Origin of the sequence: Streptomyces sp. CB02056 (genome assembly GCF_001905545.1) — a bacterium.
Taxonomy (GTDB): domain Bacteria; phylum Actinomycetota; class Actinomycetes; order Streptomycetales; family Streptomycetaceae; genus Kitasatospora.
In genome coordinates this window covers 668,042-682,533 of record NZ_LIPD01000007.1, presented here as the reverse complement: position 1 = coordinate 682,533, position 14,492 = coordinate 668,042, and the positions used below count along the sequence as shown (strand labels likewise).

Annotated in this window: 13 protein-coding genes and 1 pseudogene; 7 read left to right on the top strand and 7 right to left on the bottom strand. The window is 74.5% G+C overall.

Features of this window, described 5'->3' with window-relative positions; all coding sequences use genetic code 11:
- Window positions 1-40: 40 nt before the first annotated feature.
- Window positions 41-2,518 carry a SpoIIE family protein phosphatase gene (locus AMK13_RS21880; RefSeq protein ID WP_074003730.1) on the top strand — a complete coding sequence of 826 codons (2,478 nt, stop codon included), beginning with the start codon at window positions 41-43 and terminating at the stop codon, window positions 2,516-2,518.
- 75 nt (window positions 2,519-2,593) lie between these two features.
- Here the strand turns inward: AMK13_RS21880 and AMK13_RS21875 are convergent, their stop codons facing one another.
- The 7 genes and pseudogenes from AMK13_RS21875 to AMK13_RS21845 all read right to left on the bottom strand — a co-directional run bounded on the left by AMK13_RS21875 (window position 2,594) and on the right by AMK13_RS21845 (window position 9,200).
- Window positions 2,594-4,177: an MFS transporter gene (locus tag AMK13_RS21875; RefSeq protein WP_079272339.1), complete on the bottom strand. Its 1,584-nt coding sequence runs from the start codon at window positions 4,175-4,177 to the stop codon at window positions 2,594-2,596.
- Between the two features lie 128 nt (window positions 4,178-4,305).
- Window positions 4,306-4,842 (bottom strand): annotated as a pseudogene (locus AMK13_RS21870) (TetR/AcrR family transcriptional regulator); the annotation flags it as partial.
- A 158-nt stretch (window positions 4,843-5,000) separates the two neighbouring features.
- Window positions 5,001-5,393: a cell division protein SepF gene (locus AMK13_RS21865; protein ID WP_053112231.1), complete on the bottom strand. Its 393-nt coding sequence runs from the start codon at window positions 5,391-5,393 to the stop codon at window positions 5,001-5,003.
- 294 nt (window positions 5,394-5,687) lie between these two features.
- Complete coding sequence (locus AMK13_RS21860; RefSeq protein ID WP_074003846.1) at window positions 5,688-6,203, bottom strand: DinB family protein; 516 nt, start codon at window positions 6,201-6,203, stop codon at window positions 5,688-5,690.
- 80 nt (window positions 6,204-6,283) lie between these two features.
- Complete coding sequence (locus AMK13_RS21855; RefSeq protein ID WP_079272338.1) at window positions 6,284-7,000, bottom strand: TVP38/TMEM64 family protein; 717 nt, start codon at window positions 6,998-7,000, stop codon at window positions 6,284-6,286.
- An 86-nt stretch (window positions 7,001-7,086) separates the two neighbouring features.
- A complete protein-coding gene (locus AMK13_RS21850) occupies window positions 7,087-7,857 on the bottom strand; it encodes a dienelactone hydrolase family protein (RefSeq protein ID WP_074003728.1) in 771 nt (256 codons plus the stop codon).
- 92 nt (window positions 7,858-7,949) lie between these two features.
- Entirely contained in the window at window positions 7,950-9,200 is a 1,251-nt protein-coding gene (locus AMK13_RS21845; protein ID WP_074003727.1) for an MFS transporter, read from the bottom strand.
- Window positions 9,201-9,309: 109 nt separating this feature from the next.
- Between AMK13_RS21845 and AMK13_RS21840 the strand changes: the two genes are divergently transcribed.
- The 6 genes from AMK13_RS21840 to AMK13_RS21815 all read left to right on the top strand — a co-directional run bounded on the left by AMK13_RS21840 (window position 9,310) and on the right by AMK13_RS21815 (window position 14,487).
- Window positions 9,310-10,494, top strand: coding sequence for an ROK family transcriptional regulator (locus AMK13_RS21840; RefSeq protein WP_074003726.1), 1,185 nt, complete (start codon window positions 9,310-9,312; stop codon window positions 10,492-10,494).
- A gap of 105 nt (window positions 10,495-10,599) precedes the next feature.
- Entirely contained in the window at window positions 10,600-11,016 is a 417-nt protein-coding gene (locus AMK13_RS21835) for a TOBE domain-containing protein (RefSeq protein ID WP_181970475.1), read from the top strand.
- Between the two features lie 86 nt (window positions 11,017-11,102).
- Window positions 11,103-11,567 (top strand): hypothetical protein, encoded by a 465-nt coding sequence (locus AMK13_RS21830; RefSeq protein WP_074003725.1) that lies wholly within the window; start codon window positions 11,103-11,105, stop codon window positions 11,565-11,567.
- Window positions 11,564-12,298: a glycerophosphodiester phosphodiesterase gene (locus tag AMK13_RS21825; RefSeq protein ID WP_074003724.1), complete on the top strand. Its 735-nt coding sequence runs from the start codon at window positions 11,564-11,566 to the stop codon at window positions 12,296-12,298. The genes AMK13_RS21830 and AMK13_RS21825 overlap by 4 nt, the downstream gene beginning before the upstream one ends.
- 135 nt (window positions 12,299-12,433) lie before the next feature.
- A complete protein-coding gene (locus AMK13_RS21820; RefSeq protein ID WP_241852988.1) occupies window positions 12,434-13,540 on the top strand; it encodes an AI-2E family transporter in 1,107 nt (368 codons plus the stop codon).
- Between the two features lie 44 nt (window positions 13,541-13,584).
- Complete coding sequence (locus tag AMK13_RS21815) at window positions 13,585-14,487, top strand: Vgb family protein (protein WP_074003723.1); 903 nt, start codon at window positions 13,585-13,587, stop codon at window positions 14,485-14,487.
- Window positions 14,488-14,492 lie beyond the last annotated feature (5 nt).

The window sequence follows — 14,492 nt, the reverse complement described above, 5'->3', positions numbered from 1 at the left end:
ACCCGGCCGGGCACGAGCCGAACCGGGGTGCTGCCTGATCATGCACGGACACGAGTGGGACGCGACCGCCGCCGACCCGGCACCGGGCCGTGCCCCGGTACGTCCCGAGGGCGCGAACCCCGAAGGCCACCGGCTCGTCCCGCTCGCGACGGCGCTGCTCCAGGACGACGGACTGATCCTGCACTGGAGCGAGGACGCCGAGGCCCTGCTCGGCTACTCCGCCGAGGAGGCCGTCGGCAGCTACGCCGCCCAGCTGCTCACCGACGGCTCCGACCGCTCCGAGGTGCTCGGCCTCTTCCAGCGGATCATGACCGGCAGCGGCTGGTCCGGCGTCTTCCCGGTGCGCCACCGCGACGGCCACAAGGTCGAGCTGGAGTTCCGCACCTACCCGATAGCCGGCCCGGCCGGCACCCTGCTGCTGCTCGCCACCGCCTCCGACACCCGCGCCCTGCACGCCGTCGAGGCCGACCTCGCGGTCCTGGACGGCATCTTCGGCCGCTCGCCGATCGGCATGGCCGTCTACGACACCGGACTGCGCTACATCCGGATCAACGAGGCACTCGCCCGGATGAACGGGGTGCCCGTCGCCGCCCACCTCGGCCGCCGGATATCCGCCGTCCTGCCCGGCATCAACAGCGCCGAGATCGAGCAGATCATGCGCCAGGTGCTCAAGACCGGCAAGCCCGTCGTCGACGCCCGCTCGCACGGCCGGGTCCCCGGCGACCCCCGGCGGGACCGCGCCTGGTCCGCCTCCTACTTCCGGCTCGAGGACTCCACCGGCCGGATCTTCGGGGTCTGCTCCTCGATCATCGACGTCACCGAGCGCTTCCAGGCCGAGGCCCGCGCCGCCCGGGCCCAGGAACGGCTCGCCACCATCGCCGAGGCGACCGCCCGGATCGGCACCACCCTCGACCTCCAGCGCACCGCCGAGGAACTGATCGAGGCCGTCGTCCCCCGGTTCGCCGACTTCGCCACCGTCGACCTGCTGGAGCCGGTGCTGCGCGGCGCCGAGCCCACCGCGATCCCCTCCGACCGGAACGTCACGCTCCGCGCCGTCGCCGTCGGGGAGTCCTACGAGAGCGGCCTCGCGCACGCCGTGGACGTGGTCGGCGAGACCTCCGAGTACGCCCCCGACCGCAGCTACACCCAGTGCCTGCGCGCCGGGAAGCCGCTGCTGCGCACCCACGTGGACGAGGACGTGCTGCGCGGGCTGGTCTCCAGCGAGGACCGGGTGGCCCCCGGGATGGCGGCGGGCATCCACTCGTACCTGATGGTGCCGATCACCGCCCGGGGCATGGTGCTCGGCGGCTCCGAGTTCATCCGGATGCGCAACCCCGAGCCGTTCACCGCCGCCGACGTCGCCCTCGCCGAGGAACTGGTCGCCCGCACCGCGCTGGCCCTCGACAACGCCCGGCTCTACCGCCGCGAGCGGGAGACCGCCCTCACCCTCCAGCGCAGCCTGCTGCCGCAGGAGGTGCACCGCACCCTCGGCCTGGAGATCGCCTACCGCTACCTGCCCAGCAGCGTGGTCAGCGAGGTCGGCGGCGACTGGTTCGACGTGGTGCCGCTGTCCTGCGGGAGAGTCGCCCTGGTGGTCGGCGACGTGATGGGCCACGGCATCCGGGCCGCCGCCACGATGGGACAGCTGCGCACCGTCGCCCGGACCCTCGCCACCCTCGACATGCCGCCGGAGCAGGTCCTCACCCGGCTGGACGAGACCGCCTCGGGAATCGGCGAGGGCCAGTTCGCCACCTGCATCTGCGCGGTGTACGACCCGCTGGAGCGCACCGTCCAGGTCGCCTCGGCCGGGCACCTGCCGCCGGTCCGGGTCGCCCCCGACGGCACCGCCGCCCGGGTGGACGTGCCGCCCGGGGTGCCGCTGGGCGTCGGCGGGGTGGCCTTCGAGTCGATCGAGTTCACCATCCCCGAGGGCGGCATGGTCACGCTCTACACCGACGGCCTGGTCGAGCGTCGCGGGGAGGACCTGGACACCGGGATCGACCGGCTCGCCAGCACCCTCTCCGGCCCCGGCCGGACCCTGGAGGAGAACTGCGACGCCGTCCTCGCGGCGCTGGTCACCGACGGCACCGAGGACGACATCGCGATGATCATGGCCCGGGTGCTGCCGCTGCCCGCCGACCGGGTCGCCACCCTGCCGCTGTCCGGCGGCGGCCGGCTGCCCGGCAGGGCCCGCCGCTTCACCCGCGCCACCCTGGAGGCCTGGGGCCTGGCCGCGCTCACCGACTACGCCGAGCTGCTGGTCAGCGAGCTGGTCACGAACGCCCTGCTGCACGCCGACGCCCCGCGCCGGCTTCGGCTGTTCCGCGACCGGGTGCTCACCCTGGAGGTCGCCGACGCCGGCGGCCAGACCCCACAGCTGCGCCCGTTCGCCGAGCAGGACGAGGGCGGGCGCGGGATGTTCCTGGTCAGCGAGCTGGCCCAGCGCTGGGGCAGCCGGCTCACCCGGGACGGCAAGGTGGTCTGGGCCGAGCTGGAGCTGCCCTTCGGGGTCTCGTAGGTCCCGTAAGGAACGGTGGTTCCGTACACGAGAACGGCCGTTCCCCCCGGGGGAACGGCCGTTCTCGGTGCGCTGTTACGCCTTGACGCTCGGCTGCGCGGCCGACACGTCGACGGCGCCCTCCGGGCCGGTCTCGGCGCCCGTCTCCGCCCCGGCCGTCGGCTCGGACAGCCCGCGCAGCAGCCGCCAGGCCATCACGGCCGCGCCGACCAGCAGCGCGGCGGCCAGCAGCCCGGCGCTGTTCATGCCGTGGACGAAGGACTCCCGGGCGCTCGCCAGCAGCGGCTGGGCGAGCTCCGGGGACAGGCCCTGCGCCGTCTCGACGGCCGAGCCCAGCGATTCGCCCGCCCGGGCGGCGGCCGCCGGGTCCGTCCCGGCCGGGACCGCCAGCCCGTTCGCGTAGATCGAGCCGACCACCGAGCCCACCAGCGCGATGCCGAGCGCGGTGCCCAGCTCGTACGCCGTCTCCGAGACTGCGGAGGCGGCGCCGGCCTTGTCGGCGGGCGCGGCGTTCAGCACCAGGTCGGCGCCGAGCGTGTAGACCACGCCCTCGGCCGTCCCGACCAGCAGGAAGGAGGCGGCCAGCAGCAGGTAGGTGGTGTCCTGCTCCAGCCAGCCGAGCGCGCCCACGCCCAGACCCATCGCCAGCAGACAGGCCGTCAGCGCCTTGCGGGCACCGTAGCGGCGGGCGATCAGGGCGGTCAGCAGGCCGCCGACCACCGATCCCGCGAAGGCCGGCAGCTCGGCCAGGCCCGCCTGGAGCGGCTGGTAGCCGCGGACCAGCTGGAGGTACTGCGAGACCACGAAGATCACGCCGGAGAGCCCGATCAGGGAGATCAACGAGGCCGACACGGCCGCGGTGAACCGCCGGTCGCGGAACAGCCGGACGTCGAGCAGCGGGGTCTCCAGCCGCAGCTGGCGGCGGACGAACACGAACAGCGCGGCGGTGCCCAGCACGAAGGCGACCGGCACGTCCCAGCGGTCCACGCCGTGCGCGGCGGCCTCCTTGACCGCGTACACCGCGCCGATCACGCCGGCCATCGACAGGACGACGCTCAGCACGTCCCAGCGGCCCGGCTTCGGGTCCTTGGACTCCGGCAGCAGCCAGGCTCCGAACACCAGCAGCAGGATCAGCACCGGGATGTTCAGCAGGAACACCGAACCCCACCAGAAGTGCTCCAGCAGCACCCCGCCGACCACCGGCCCGAGGGCGGCTCCGGCGGTGGCGGCCGCACCCCAGATGCCGATCGCGGTGGCCCGCTCCCGGTCGTCCGGGAAGAGGCCGCGGATCAGCGAGAGCGTGGAGGGCATGATCGTCGCCCCGGCCACGCCGAGCAGGGCGCGGGCCACGATCAGCCAGCCGGCGCTCGGCGCGTAGGCGGCCAGCAGCGAGGCGGCGCCGAACGCGGCGGAGCCGGCCAGCAGCAGCTTCTTGCGGCCGATCCGGTCGCTCAGGGCGCCCATGCTGACCAGCAGGCCGGCCAGCACGAAGGAGTAGGAGTCGCCGATCCAGAGCAGCTGGGTGCCGCTGGGGCGCAGCGTCTCGCTGATCGAGGGGATGGCGAGGGAGAGGACGGTCGCGTCCAGGGCGACCACGGTCACGGCCAGGACGAGGACGGCGAGGCCGGTCCAGCGCTGGCGGGCGGTCAGGGTGTTCATGGTGTATCGGTGTCCGGCCTGTGGTCGGCGGTGCTGTGGATGGGGGTGGTGACGGCAGCGGTGCTGCGGTCGACGGTGCTGGGGGTGGCGCTTTGGGCGGCAGGGACGGGCGTCCGCGCGTCCGGTCTGCGCAGCGCGCCGCCGAGGAACAGCTCGGCGAGCGAGAAGGCGGCGTCGCGCGGGGCGAGCCGGCCGTCCTGGATGGACCAGCCGACGCCGGCCACCAGGTCGAAGAAGGCCTCGCTCAGCCAGGCGGCGCTCAGCTCGATGCGGAACACGCCCTGCTGCTGGCCGCGCAGGAAGAGCGCGTGCAGCCGGGCGATCTGGACCTCCCAGAGGTCGTTGATGTCGTCGTTCTCGTAGAGCTGGTTCTCTCCGGCCAGGAAGGCGCAGAGCATGGCGTCCGGGACGGAGGCGTCCACCAGGCGGCGCAGCGCGGCCTCGGCGTCGCCCTCTTCGACCTCGGCGGTGTCCAGTGCGGCGGCGAACCGGCGCAGCCCGAGCAGGCCGACCTCGCGGATCAGCGCGTCGCGCCCCGGGAAGAGCCGGTGCAGCGTGGCGCGGCTGATGCCAGCGGCGCGCGCGATCTCGTCCAGGTGGGCGGTCGGGCGGCGGGAGAGCACGCCGACGGCGGCTTCGAGGACGGTGTCGCGGTCGGTGGCCATGGACCGAGTCTAGTTCACATGAGACACCGATGTCTCATTCTTTTGTTCGAGCTCTCAGGTGATGCGCGGGATCTCGGCGCCCGGACAGCAAAAAACCGGGGACGGTGGTGTACCGTCCCCGGTTTCGGGGTGCCTGTGAGCCCTCGCGGGGCGGCGGCTCAGCTCTGGTTGTAGAAGCCGGTGTCGTCCATCGGGCGGTCGATCACCATGACCTCGACGTCGGCCGGGGTGAGCAGGAAGACCCTCCGGGCGATCCGCTCGATGCCGCCCCGGGTGCCGAAGATCAGCCCGGAGGCGAAGTCGACCATGCGCTTGGCCTCGGCCTCCGACATCTCGGTGAGGTCCATGACCACCGGGATGCTCGCCCGGATGTGCTCACCGACCGTCCGGGCCGCCTCGAAGCCCGTCGGCCGCAGGGAGACGATCTTCGTGGGCGCGGGGGCGGCCGGAACCGTCTCCTGATCGACCCACTCGTCGTCGTACACCGCGGCCGGGTAGTTCCCCGAGGGCATCAGCCACCCGTTGTGGTGCTCGTCGCGAAGTGCTCCCATGCCGCGCCTCCCTGCCTCGTCCCGTCCTGGTCCCCCGGGGGTGCGTGCCGTTCTTGACACGTCATCCACTCGTCGGAACTGTCCGAGTATCGCACTGTTCACCGGTCCCGTGCCCGCTCGCAACCCCCGTACGAGTCGTGCCGCGCCGGAAACCCGGGCGAACCCGGGCACTCCCACTGACGCGGCGCAGCGCCGTACGGTTGCGCGCGTTGACCTTATCGGTCGCGGTCACGGCGTAATTGACCTTCTGTCAACAATGCGGAAACGATTTCACCCGCGGTGTCACCCGCAGGGTCACTCGCCGGTCGATCCGTCGATCAATTCGCGCAGAAGATCCGCGTGGCCGTTGTGTCGGGCGTACTCCTCGATCATGTGGGTGAGGATCCAGCGCAGCGTCACCGGCCGGCCGCGGCGCGGCTTCTTGCCGACGGTCTCCAGCGGCAGGCCGGCGGCGGCGCTGCGGGCGGCCTCGACCTCGGCGCGCCAGACGGCGAAGTCGGCCGCGACGTCGGCGGTGTCGACGTCGTCGAAGTCGCCGTCCTCGTTCTCCTTGGTCCAGAAGTGCCCCTCGGCGTTCTCCTGGCCGAGTAGGACGGACTGGAACCAGTACTGCTCCACCTCGGCCATGTGCCGGACCAGGCCCAGCAGCGAGAGGTTGGACGGCGGGACGGAGCGCAGCCGCAGCTGGTCGTCCGTCAGGCCCTCGGTCTTCAGCGCGAGGGTGTGGCGGTGGTAGTCGAGGAAGGCGTGCAGGGTGGCGGCCTCGTCGGCCGTCATCGGCGGGTCCACCCGCGGGTCCGGTGCAGTCATGCGCGCCATCCTGGCCTCCGGCGGCGCACCGGCGCGAACGATTTTGTCCTGGTGGGCGGCCGCGGACGGACGGGCTTGGTTCAGCCGGCCGTCGCCCGGCGGCGGGTCCGGGCCGCCCGCCACAGGCCCACCACGCTGCCCAGCACCAGCAGCGCGATCACCCCCGCCGACAGCAGGAAGGCCGCCGAGCCCGGGCGGCCCGCGCTGGCCGCCGCCGTGACGTACACCGCCGTGGTCGGCACCACGCCGATCGCGGTGGCGAGCACGAAGGGCAGGAAGCGGACCCCGGAGAAGGCCGCGCCGTAGTTGGCCGCCTGGAACGGCATGCCGGGCAGCAGCCGCAGCACCAGCACGCTGCGGAAGCCCTGTTCGGTGAACCGCCGGTCCAGCGCCCCGAGCACCTTCCCGCGCAGGTACGGGCGGAGCGCCTCGCGGCCGAGGCCCCGGCCGAGCACGAAGGCCAGGGCGGCGCCGACCGTGGTGCCGAGCACCGCCAGCAGCACGCCCTGCTGGATGCCGAGCAGCAGCCCGGCCGCGGCGTTCAGGGCCGGCCGGGGCACGAAGGCGAGCGTCCCCACCGCGTAGACCAGGGCGAACAGCGGGCCGAACCAGTAGCCAGGCATCCGGTCCGCCAGCCCGCCGGACAGCAGCTCCGTCGGGCTCCACAGCAGGAGCGAGCCGGCCGCCGCCGCGAGCACCGCGACCAGCAGGGCGAACCGCCACCACGGGGAACGCGGCGCGACGGCGGGCACCTGCGGTGCGAGGGGCGGGACGGGAACGGCATCGGGCTCGAGCACCGCCCGAGCCTAACCGGTCCCGGGCCCCGGCCCCGCCGCCGTCCACGCCCCGGTCCAAGGCCTGGGGCGGGGGCCGGGATCCGGGTTCAGCGCGGCCGGGCGAGGAAGCCCAGCAGGCGCTGCCACGCGTCCCGGGCCGCGTCGGCGTGGTCGACCGCGGCGAGCTCGAAGAAGTTGTGCGGTGCCCCCGGATAGGTGACGAAGGTGTGCGGGCAGCCGGCGGCGGTGAGCGCGGCGTCGAAGGCCTCGACGGCGGCGGCCGGGATGTGCTCGTCCGCGCCGCCCCAGAGGGCGAGGACCGGGGCGGTCAGCTCGGCCGCGAGCTGGGTGGGCCCCGGGGCGCCGTGGAGGGTGTCCGGGTAGCCGTAGAAGCCGACCGCGCCGGCCAGGCCGAAGCGCGGCGCGGCGGTCCGGAAGGCTTGTCGGCCGCCGAAGCAGAAGCCGAGCGCGACCACCTCGGCGGGCCCGGCGGCGCGCAGCCGTTCCAGTGCGGCGGTGATGTCGGCGTCCAATCCCTCGGGGGTGAGCGCGAGCAGGTGGGGGAGCAGGTCCGGCAGTTCGCCGAATTCCGCCGGGCGCTTTTCCGGGAAGGCTCCGGCGGTGCGGCCGTAATAGTCGAGGACGAGCGCCGGGTGGCCCTGTTCGGCGAGCCGGGCGGCGGTCTGCCGGTAGAACGGGGAAAGGCCCCTGTTGTCCGGCAGGACGAGCACGCCGACGCCGGTGGCGACTTCCGGGCGGGCCAGGAAGGCGCCGAACCGGGTGCCGTCGGCCGAGGTCAGGGTCAGGGGGGCGGCCTCGGCCGGCGGCCACGGGGCGGGACCGGGGGCGGGCGGGGCGGCGTCCGGATCGTAGCACACGGGGAATCCCTCTCGCGGAGCACGAAAACCGCCGGACGCGGCGCGCCCGGCGGTTCGAGACTTTAGCGGGGAATTCCCTCAGGAATTCACCATCATATCGTGGAGAGATCTTTTCCGGAAGGCTTTTCCGGTGACGTTGCGGTCACGTTCTCGCCGCCGGAATTCCGTTCGGCCAGCCGCAGCGCCCCGGCGCTCAGCAGCAGGGCGAAGGCGAGCGCGGTGACCAGTCCGAAGGAGACGGTCAGCGAGGTGGCCTGGGCGAGGGCGCCGATGACCGCGGGAGCGATCAGGCCGGAGGTGTAGGTGACGGTGGCGACGCCCGCGATGGCCTGGCTGGGGTTGCTGCCGATCCGGCCGGCCGCGGCGAAGGCGAGCGGGACGATCACCGCGATGCCGATGCCGAGGAGCGCGAACCCGGGGATGGCCAGCGCCGGGCTGTCGGCGGCGACCACCAGCAGGCCGCCGACGGTGGCCACGGCGCCGCCGACGCGGGTGGTGCGGACGGCGCCGAGCCGGCGGATCGCCGCGTCCCCGGCGAGCCGGCTGACCGCCATGGTGAGCGAGAAGGCGGTGTACGAGGCGGCGGCGACGGTGGCCGAGGCGCCGGTGACGTCCCGCAGGTAGACGCCGCTCCAGTCCATCGAGGCGCCTTCGGCGAAGACCGCGCAGAAGCCGACCAGCCCGATCACCAGCGAGCTGCGCGGCGGCAGCGCGAACCGCGGCGGCTCCTCCGCGCCCTCGTGCGCCCGGATGTCGGGCAGGCCGCGGCAGACCGGCTGGGCGAGGGCGAGCAGGACCAGCGCGGTGACGGCCAGTTGGAGCCTGGCGTCGAGGTCCAGGTGGGCGGCGAGGATGCCGAAGGCGGAGGCCAGCAGGCCGCCCGCGCTCCACATCCCGTGCAGTCCGGACATGATCGAGCGGCCGAGCCGCTCCTCGATCTCCACGCCCTGGGCGTTCATCGCGACGTCCGCCATCCCGGCCGCGGCGCCGTACACCAGCAGGGCCGCGCACAGCACCGGCAGCGAGGGGACGAGCGCGGGCAGGGCGAGGGCCAGGCACCAGAGCGAGATCAGCCCGCGCACCGCGGCCCGGCCGCCGTAGCGGTGCACGAAGCGGCCGGCCAGCGGCATGGCGAGGGAGGAGCCGATGGCGGGCATGACCAGGGCCAGGCCGAGCTGGCCGGTGGAGAGGTCGAGGCGGTCCTGGAGCCACGGGATGCGGGTGACGAAGCTGCCGCTGACGGCCCCGTGCACGCAGAAGACCAGGGCGATGCTGGCCCGGGCCCGGCGGGGTGCGCTCAGCGGTTCCGGCGGTGGCGGTGGTGGCGCGGTGGTCCCGTTCATGGGGTGTTCCCTCCCGGTCGCGCGGTGTGGGGCGCGACAGTGCCCTGTGACGGTCGATAAACTATCAGGAAGGGACCCTGATAGAAACACTCTGGAAGGATGATCCGCCATGACCATCGCGCGTACGGCCACGCCGAGCACCGCCCGGGCGATCAACGACCGGCTGGCACTCAACCTCCTGCTCGAACAGGGCCCGCTGACCGCGACCGAGCTGCGCGGCCTCACCGGCCTGTCCCGGCCGACCGTCGCGGACCTGCTCGAACGGCTCCAGCGCACCGGCCTGGTGGCCGTCGTCGGCGAGCGCGGGGAACAGCGGCGCGGCCCCAACGCCCGGCTCTACGCGCTGGTCGCCTCCCGGGCCCACCTCGCCGCCTTCGACGTCCGCTCCGGCGGCGTCAGCCTGGTCGTCGCCGACCTGGCCGGGCGCAGCCTGGCCACCGCCGAGGTCCCGGTCGAGGGCGACGGCGGGCCGGACACCGCCGCGGAGATCGTCGCCACCCTGCTGGAGACCGCGCGCGGCGCCGGCGTCGACCGGCTGCACACCGTCGCGGTCGGCGCCCCCGGGCTGGTCGACCCGGCCACCGGGCGGCTGCAGAGCACCGGCAAGCTCCCCGCCTGGCACGCCGAACTCCTCGCCGAGCTGCGGCTGCTGCCCGGCACCGAGGTGATCCTGGAGAACGAGGTCAACCTGGCCGGGCGGGCCGAGTACCGGGTCGGCGCCGCGCGCGACCGCGACACCTTCGTCCTGCTCTGGCTGGGCCACAGCGTCGGCGCCGCCGTGATCCTGGACGGGCGGCTGCGCCGGGGCTTCTCCGGCGGCACCGGCGAGATCTGCTTCCTGCCCGTCCCCGGCACCGTCGGCCTGCCCAGCGCCGACAGCTGCGAGGGCGGCTTCCACGGCCTGGTCGGCAGCGCCGCGATCTGCGCGCTGGCCCGCGCCCACGGGCTGCCCGCCGACCGGGCCGGGGACGCCCCCGCCGCCGAGGCCGCCGTCCGGGCCGCCCTCGCGGCCGGCGAGGCGGGCGGGGGCTTCCTGGACGAGCTGGCCGAGCGGATCGCGATCGGCGCGGCGAGCGTCTGCGTGGTGCTGGACCCCGGCTGCGTGGTGCTCGGCGGCGAGATAGGCCGGGCCGGCGGGCCGGAGCTGGCCGGCCGGGTCGAGCGGCGGCTGGCGCTGCTCTCCCCGCTGAGCACCGAGGTGCGGGCCGGTACGGCGGGCGGCGGCGCGGTGCTCGCCGGGGCGGTGCTCACCGCCGGGGACGCGGCACGGCGCGACCTCTTCGGCGAGCCATAAGGTATGCCGTGGGGCGGCCCTCACATGATCGTCCGTACCGCCGGTACGGCAGGATGGCGCGGGGGCGCCCGCCCCGAGAACCCGAACCACCGTCAGGAGACGCACATGGGCCAGCCCGAGGTGCCGGCCAACCCGTACCGCATCGGCGAGGCCGCGGCGCTGCTCGGCGTCAGCGCCGACACCATGCGGCGCTGGGTGGACGCCGGGCGGGTCGCCGCCGCGCGGGACGAGCACGGGCACCGGATCATCCCGGGGGCCGAACTCGCCGCCTTCGCCCGGGAGTTGGCCCGGCCGGAGAACGCCGAGGCGGAGGGCCGGCCGTCCTCGGCGCGCAACCGCTTCCCGGGGATCGTCACCGACGTGGTGCTGGGCGACGTGGCCGCGCAGGTGGAGATCCAGGCCGGGCCGTTCCGGGTGGTGTCCCTGATCAGCCGGGACTCGGCGGTGGAGCTCAACCTGGTCCCCGGTGCGCCCGCCACGGCGGTCATCAAGTCCACCAATGTGATGATCGAACGCCGCTAGTCGGCCCGGTGGATCCCCGCGGATCCCTCCGCAGCCCCCTGTAACCCCCTTCGTACGAGTCCCGGAACGAACCGAGAGGCGCCCGGATGCCACCCCCGCACCTGCCGACCACCCAGAGCGCCGTGCTCGCGATCGAGGCCGTGGCCGCCCGGCACGGCCGCACCGTCCGCGCCCAGCACGACATCGGCCGCGACCAGACCTTCGCCGGGCTGGTCGGCCCGGACGGTCCGGGCGGCTCGGGCGGTTCGCTCGGGGAACTGGACGCCATCCCGCACGAGGCGCTGCTGGAGTTCGACGGCCGCCCCGCCGTCACCGTCCGGCTGTTCACCCACGACGAGGTCGCCGTGACCGTCGAGGGCATCGCCTTCGACGTCGACCGCGACCGCGTCCCCGGCTTCCTGAACGCCGTCTGGTCCGACCTGGTGCACGTCAAGGCGCGCACCTTCCCGCCGTCCACCACGCTGATCGTCACCGTCCCCGGGGAGCCGAGCCACCGCGAGGACATCGGCGTCCACAGCCTCACCCCCTGGCTCTCGGGAAGGATCCGATGAACGCCGCCGCCAACCCGCTCGCCGCCGGAACGCTCGCCGCCAAGCCGCTGGCCGTCGCCCACCGGGGCGACCCGTACCGCTTCCGCGAGAACACCCTGCCCTCCGTCGAGTCCGCGCTCGCCGCCGGGGCCGACGCCGTCGAGGTGGACGTCCAGCTCACCCGCGACCGGGTGCCCGTCCTGCTGCACGACCGCACCCTGGAGCGGCTCTGGGGCGACGCCCGGTCGATCGACCGGGTCACCGCCGAACAGCTGGAGGAGCTGCGGCAGGGGCCGCTCGCCGTCCCCACCCTGGCCGAGGCGGTCAAGGCGGTGACGGCCGTCGAGGGCCGCCGGCTGCTGATCGACCTGGACGACGCGGGCCCGGCCGCCGCCGCCTGGTCGGTCGTCACCGGGCTCGGCGCCGAGGCGGCGGTCGCCTTCTGCGGCCCCACCACCGCCATGCTCGCGGTGCGCGAACTGAGCCCGGACGCCGAGATCGCGCTCACCTGGAAGCAGCCCCGGATGCCCGTGCGCGCCCTGCTGGACGACCTGCGCCCGCGCTACCTCAACCCGCCGTTCGGCCTGGTCACCCCCGAGTTCACGGCCGCCGCGGCGGAGCGGGGGCTCGCCGTCTCCACCTGGACCGCCGACCTGCGCCGCACCATGCGCCGGCTGCGCGACACCGGGGTCGCCTCCATCACCTCCAACCGGATCGGCGTCCTGCGCTCGGTGCTGGACGGCCGCCGCTGACCGGAGCGGTGCTCGGCCGGAGGGCGCCCGGGTCGCCCGTTCGGGTGCTCCCGGCCGATCCGCCGCGCGGCCCGTCGGAACCTCTGCTGAGCTGGGGCGGTTCGGAATCGTCGACGACCCCCGGCGGAGGTGGCCGTGTCCGTGGAGCGCGCGCCCGGCGAGCAGCGGCAGCCGGACGACCGCAGGCCGTACCTGATGCTGCCGCCCGGGCTGCGGCAGGCGGCGGCCTGGTCGGTGGCGGTGATCCTGCTGATCGCCGTCGCCTCGCTGGTGGTCTTCGCGCTGGTCGAACTGCGGGCCGCGACCGTGCCGTTCGTCCTGGCGCTGCTCGGGGCCTCGCTGCTCTACCCGGTGGTGCCGTGGCTGGTGGGCCGGGGCGTGAGCCGGAGCCTGGCGGCCGGGCTGACCTGCGTGGTGCTGGTGGTCGCGGTCAGCGGGGTGATCGCGCTGCTGGTCAACTCGCTGGTGCACAGCGCCCCGCAGATCGCCTCCTCGCTCCAGGAGGCCGGGCAGCGGCTGGCCGACTGGCTGGGCCCGCTGGGGGCGAAGATCCGGCACGGCCTGGACAACGCCAAGGGCGAGACCAACTCGCTGGTCTCCACCCTCACCAACGGCGTGCTCTCCGGGCTCGGCCTGCTCACCCAGCTGATCACCGGCGGGGTGCTGGCGCTGGCCCTGGTGTTCTTCTTCCTCCGGGACGGCCACCGCACCGGCGACGCCATCCGCTCCTACCTGCCCGAGCGCAGCGCCACGACGGTGATCGCCTGCGCGGAGCGGGCCTTCGACGCGATGGCCGGGTTCATGCGGGGCACCACCCTGATCGCGCTGATCGACGCGGGCTTCATCACCATCGGCCTGATCGCCCTCGGGGTGCCGGGCGCGCCCGGGCTCGGCGCGCTGGTCTTCATGGGGGCCTACATCCCCTTCGTCGGGGCCTTCCTGTCCGGCACGGTGGCCGTGCTGGTGGCGCTCGCCGACGGCGGGCTCGGTACGGCGCTCTGGGCGCTGGGCGTGGTGCTCGCGGTGCAGATGATCGAGGGCAACGTCCTCCAGCCGGTCATCCAGAGCCGGACGGTGGAGCTGCATCCGGCCACCATCATGGTCGCCGTGGTGGCCGGCTCGGGCATCGCCGGGATCATCGGCGCCCTGCTCGCGGTGCCGGTCTGCGCCGCCGTGATGGGCGTCATCTCGGTGCTGCGGGGGGACCCGGACGCGCGGGAGAAGTCGGTTGCCGGGGCGTGACCCGTTGTGCGAGCATCGCTAATGCGATTTGAGTCGCGATAGTGATGCGGAGGGGTTGCGTGGAACTGTTCGAGGTGGCCGAGGCGGGGGCCGGGCCGTACGGGGTGGCCGTGGGGTCCGACGGGGGCGTGTGGTTCACCCTGGTGCACGCCGGGGAGATCGGGCGGCTGGCGGCGGACGGGACGGTCGAGCGCTTCGGCCTCGGCGCGCCGGAGTGCGGGCCCGCGGTGATCACGGCGGGCCCGGACGGGGCGCTCTGGTTCAGCCGGATGCGGGACCACCGGATCGGGCGGATCGCCGTGGACGGGACGGCGACGTCCTACGCGCTGCCGACGGAGGAGGCCGGGCCGTACGGGATCGCCGCCGGGCCCGACGGGGCGCTCTGGTTCACCGAGTTGAACGCCGGCCGGATCGGGCGGATCACCGTGGCGGGTGAGGTCACGGAGTTCCCGCTGCCGCTCGCCGGGGCCTTCCCGTCGCTGATCGCGGCCGGGCCGGACGGGGCGCTGTGGTGCACGCTCAACCAGGCCGACGCCGTCGCCCGGATCACCGTCGACGGCCGGGTGACCGTCCACGGGCTGCCCACCGGGGGCACCGCGCCGGTCGGCATCACCGCCGGGACGGACGGCGCGCTCTGGTACGTCGGCATCGGCGGCGGGCTGGTCGGGCGGATCACCGTGGACGGCGAGGTGACCGAGTACCCGCTGGCCGACCGCGCGGCCCGCCCGCACGCGATCGCGGCCGGGCCGGACGGCCGGCTCTGGTTCACCGAGTGGGGCGCCGGCCGGATCGGGGTGCTCGGCCCGGACGGGCGGCTCGACGGCCACCCCCTCCCGGGCGGGGGCGCCGAGCCGCACGGCATCGCCGTCGCCCCGGACGGCGCGGTGTACGCGGCGCTGGAGCGCGGGCAGCTCGCCCGGCTGGACGGCGCGCCCGGTCAGGGCTGACGGCG

Coding starts and splice junctions, on each gene's coding strand:
- AMK13_RS21880 (WP_074003730.1), top strand. CDS start 41: ATGCACGGACACGAGTGGGACGCGACCGCCGCCGACCCGGCACCGGGC.
- AMK13_RS21875 (WP_079272339.1), bottom strand. CDS start 4,177: ATGAACACCCTGACCGCCCGCCAGCGCTGGACCGGCCTCGCCGTCCTC.
- AMK13_RS21865 (WP_053112231.1), bottom strand. CDS start 5,393: ATGGGAGCACTTCGCGACGAGCACCACAACGGGTGGCTGATGCCCTCG.
- AMK13_RS21860 (WP_074003846.1), bottom strand. CDS start 6,203: ATGACTGCACCGGACCCGCGGGTGGACCCGCCGATGACGGCCGACGAG.
- AMK13_RS21845 (WP_074003727.1), bottom strand. CDS start 9,200: ATGAACGGGACCACCGCGCCACCACCGCCACCGCCGGAACCGCTGAGC.
- AMK13_RS21840 (WP_074003726.1), top strand. CDS start 9,310: ATGACCATCGCGCGTACGGCCACGCCGAGCACCGCCCGGGCGATCAAC.
- AMK13_RS21835 (WP_181970475.1), top strand. CDS start 10,600: ATGGGCCAGCCCGAGGTGCCGGCCAACCCGTACCGCATCGGCGAGGCC.
- AMK13_RS21830 (WP_074003725.1), top strand. CDS start 11,103: ATGCCACCCCCGCACCTGCCGACCACCCAGAGCGCCGTGCTCGCGATC.
- AMK13_RS21825 (WP_074003724.1), top strand. CDS start 11,564: ATGAACGCCGCCGCCAACCCGCTCGCCGCCGGAACGCTCGCCGCCAAG.
- AMK13_RS21815 (WP_074003723.1), top strand. CDS start 13,585: ATGCGGAGGGGTTGCGTGGAACTGTTCGAGGTGGCCGAGGCGGGGGCC.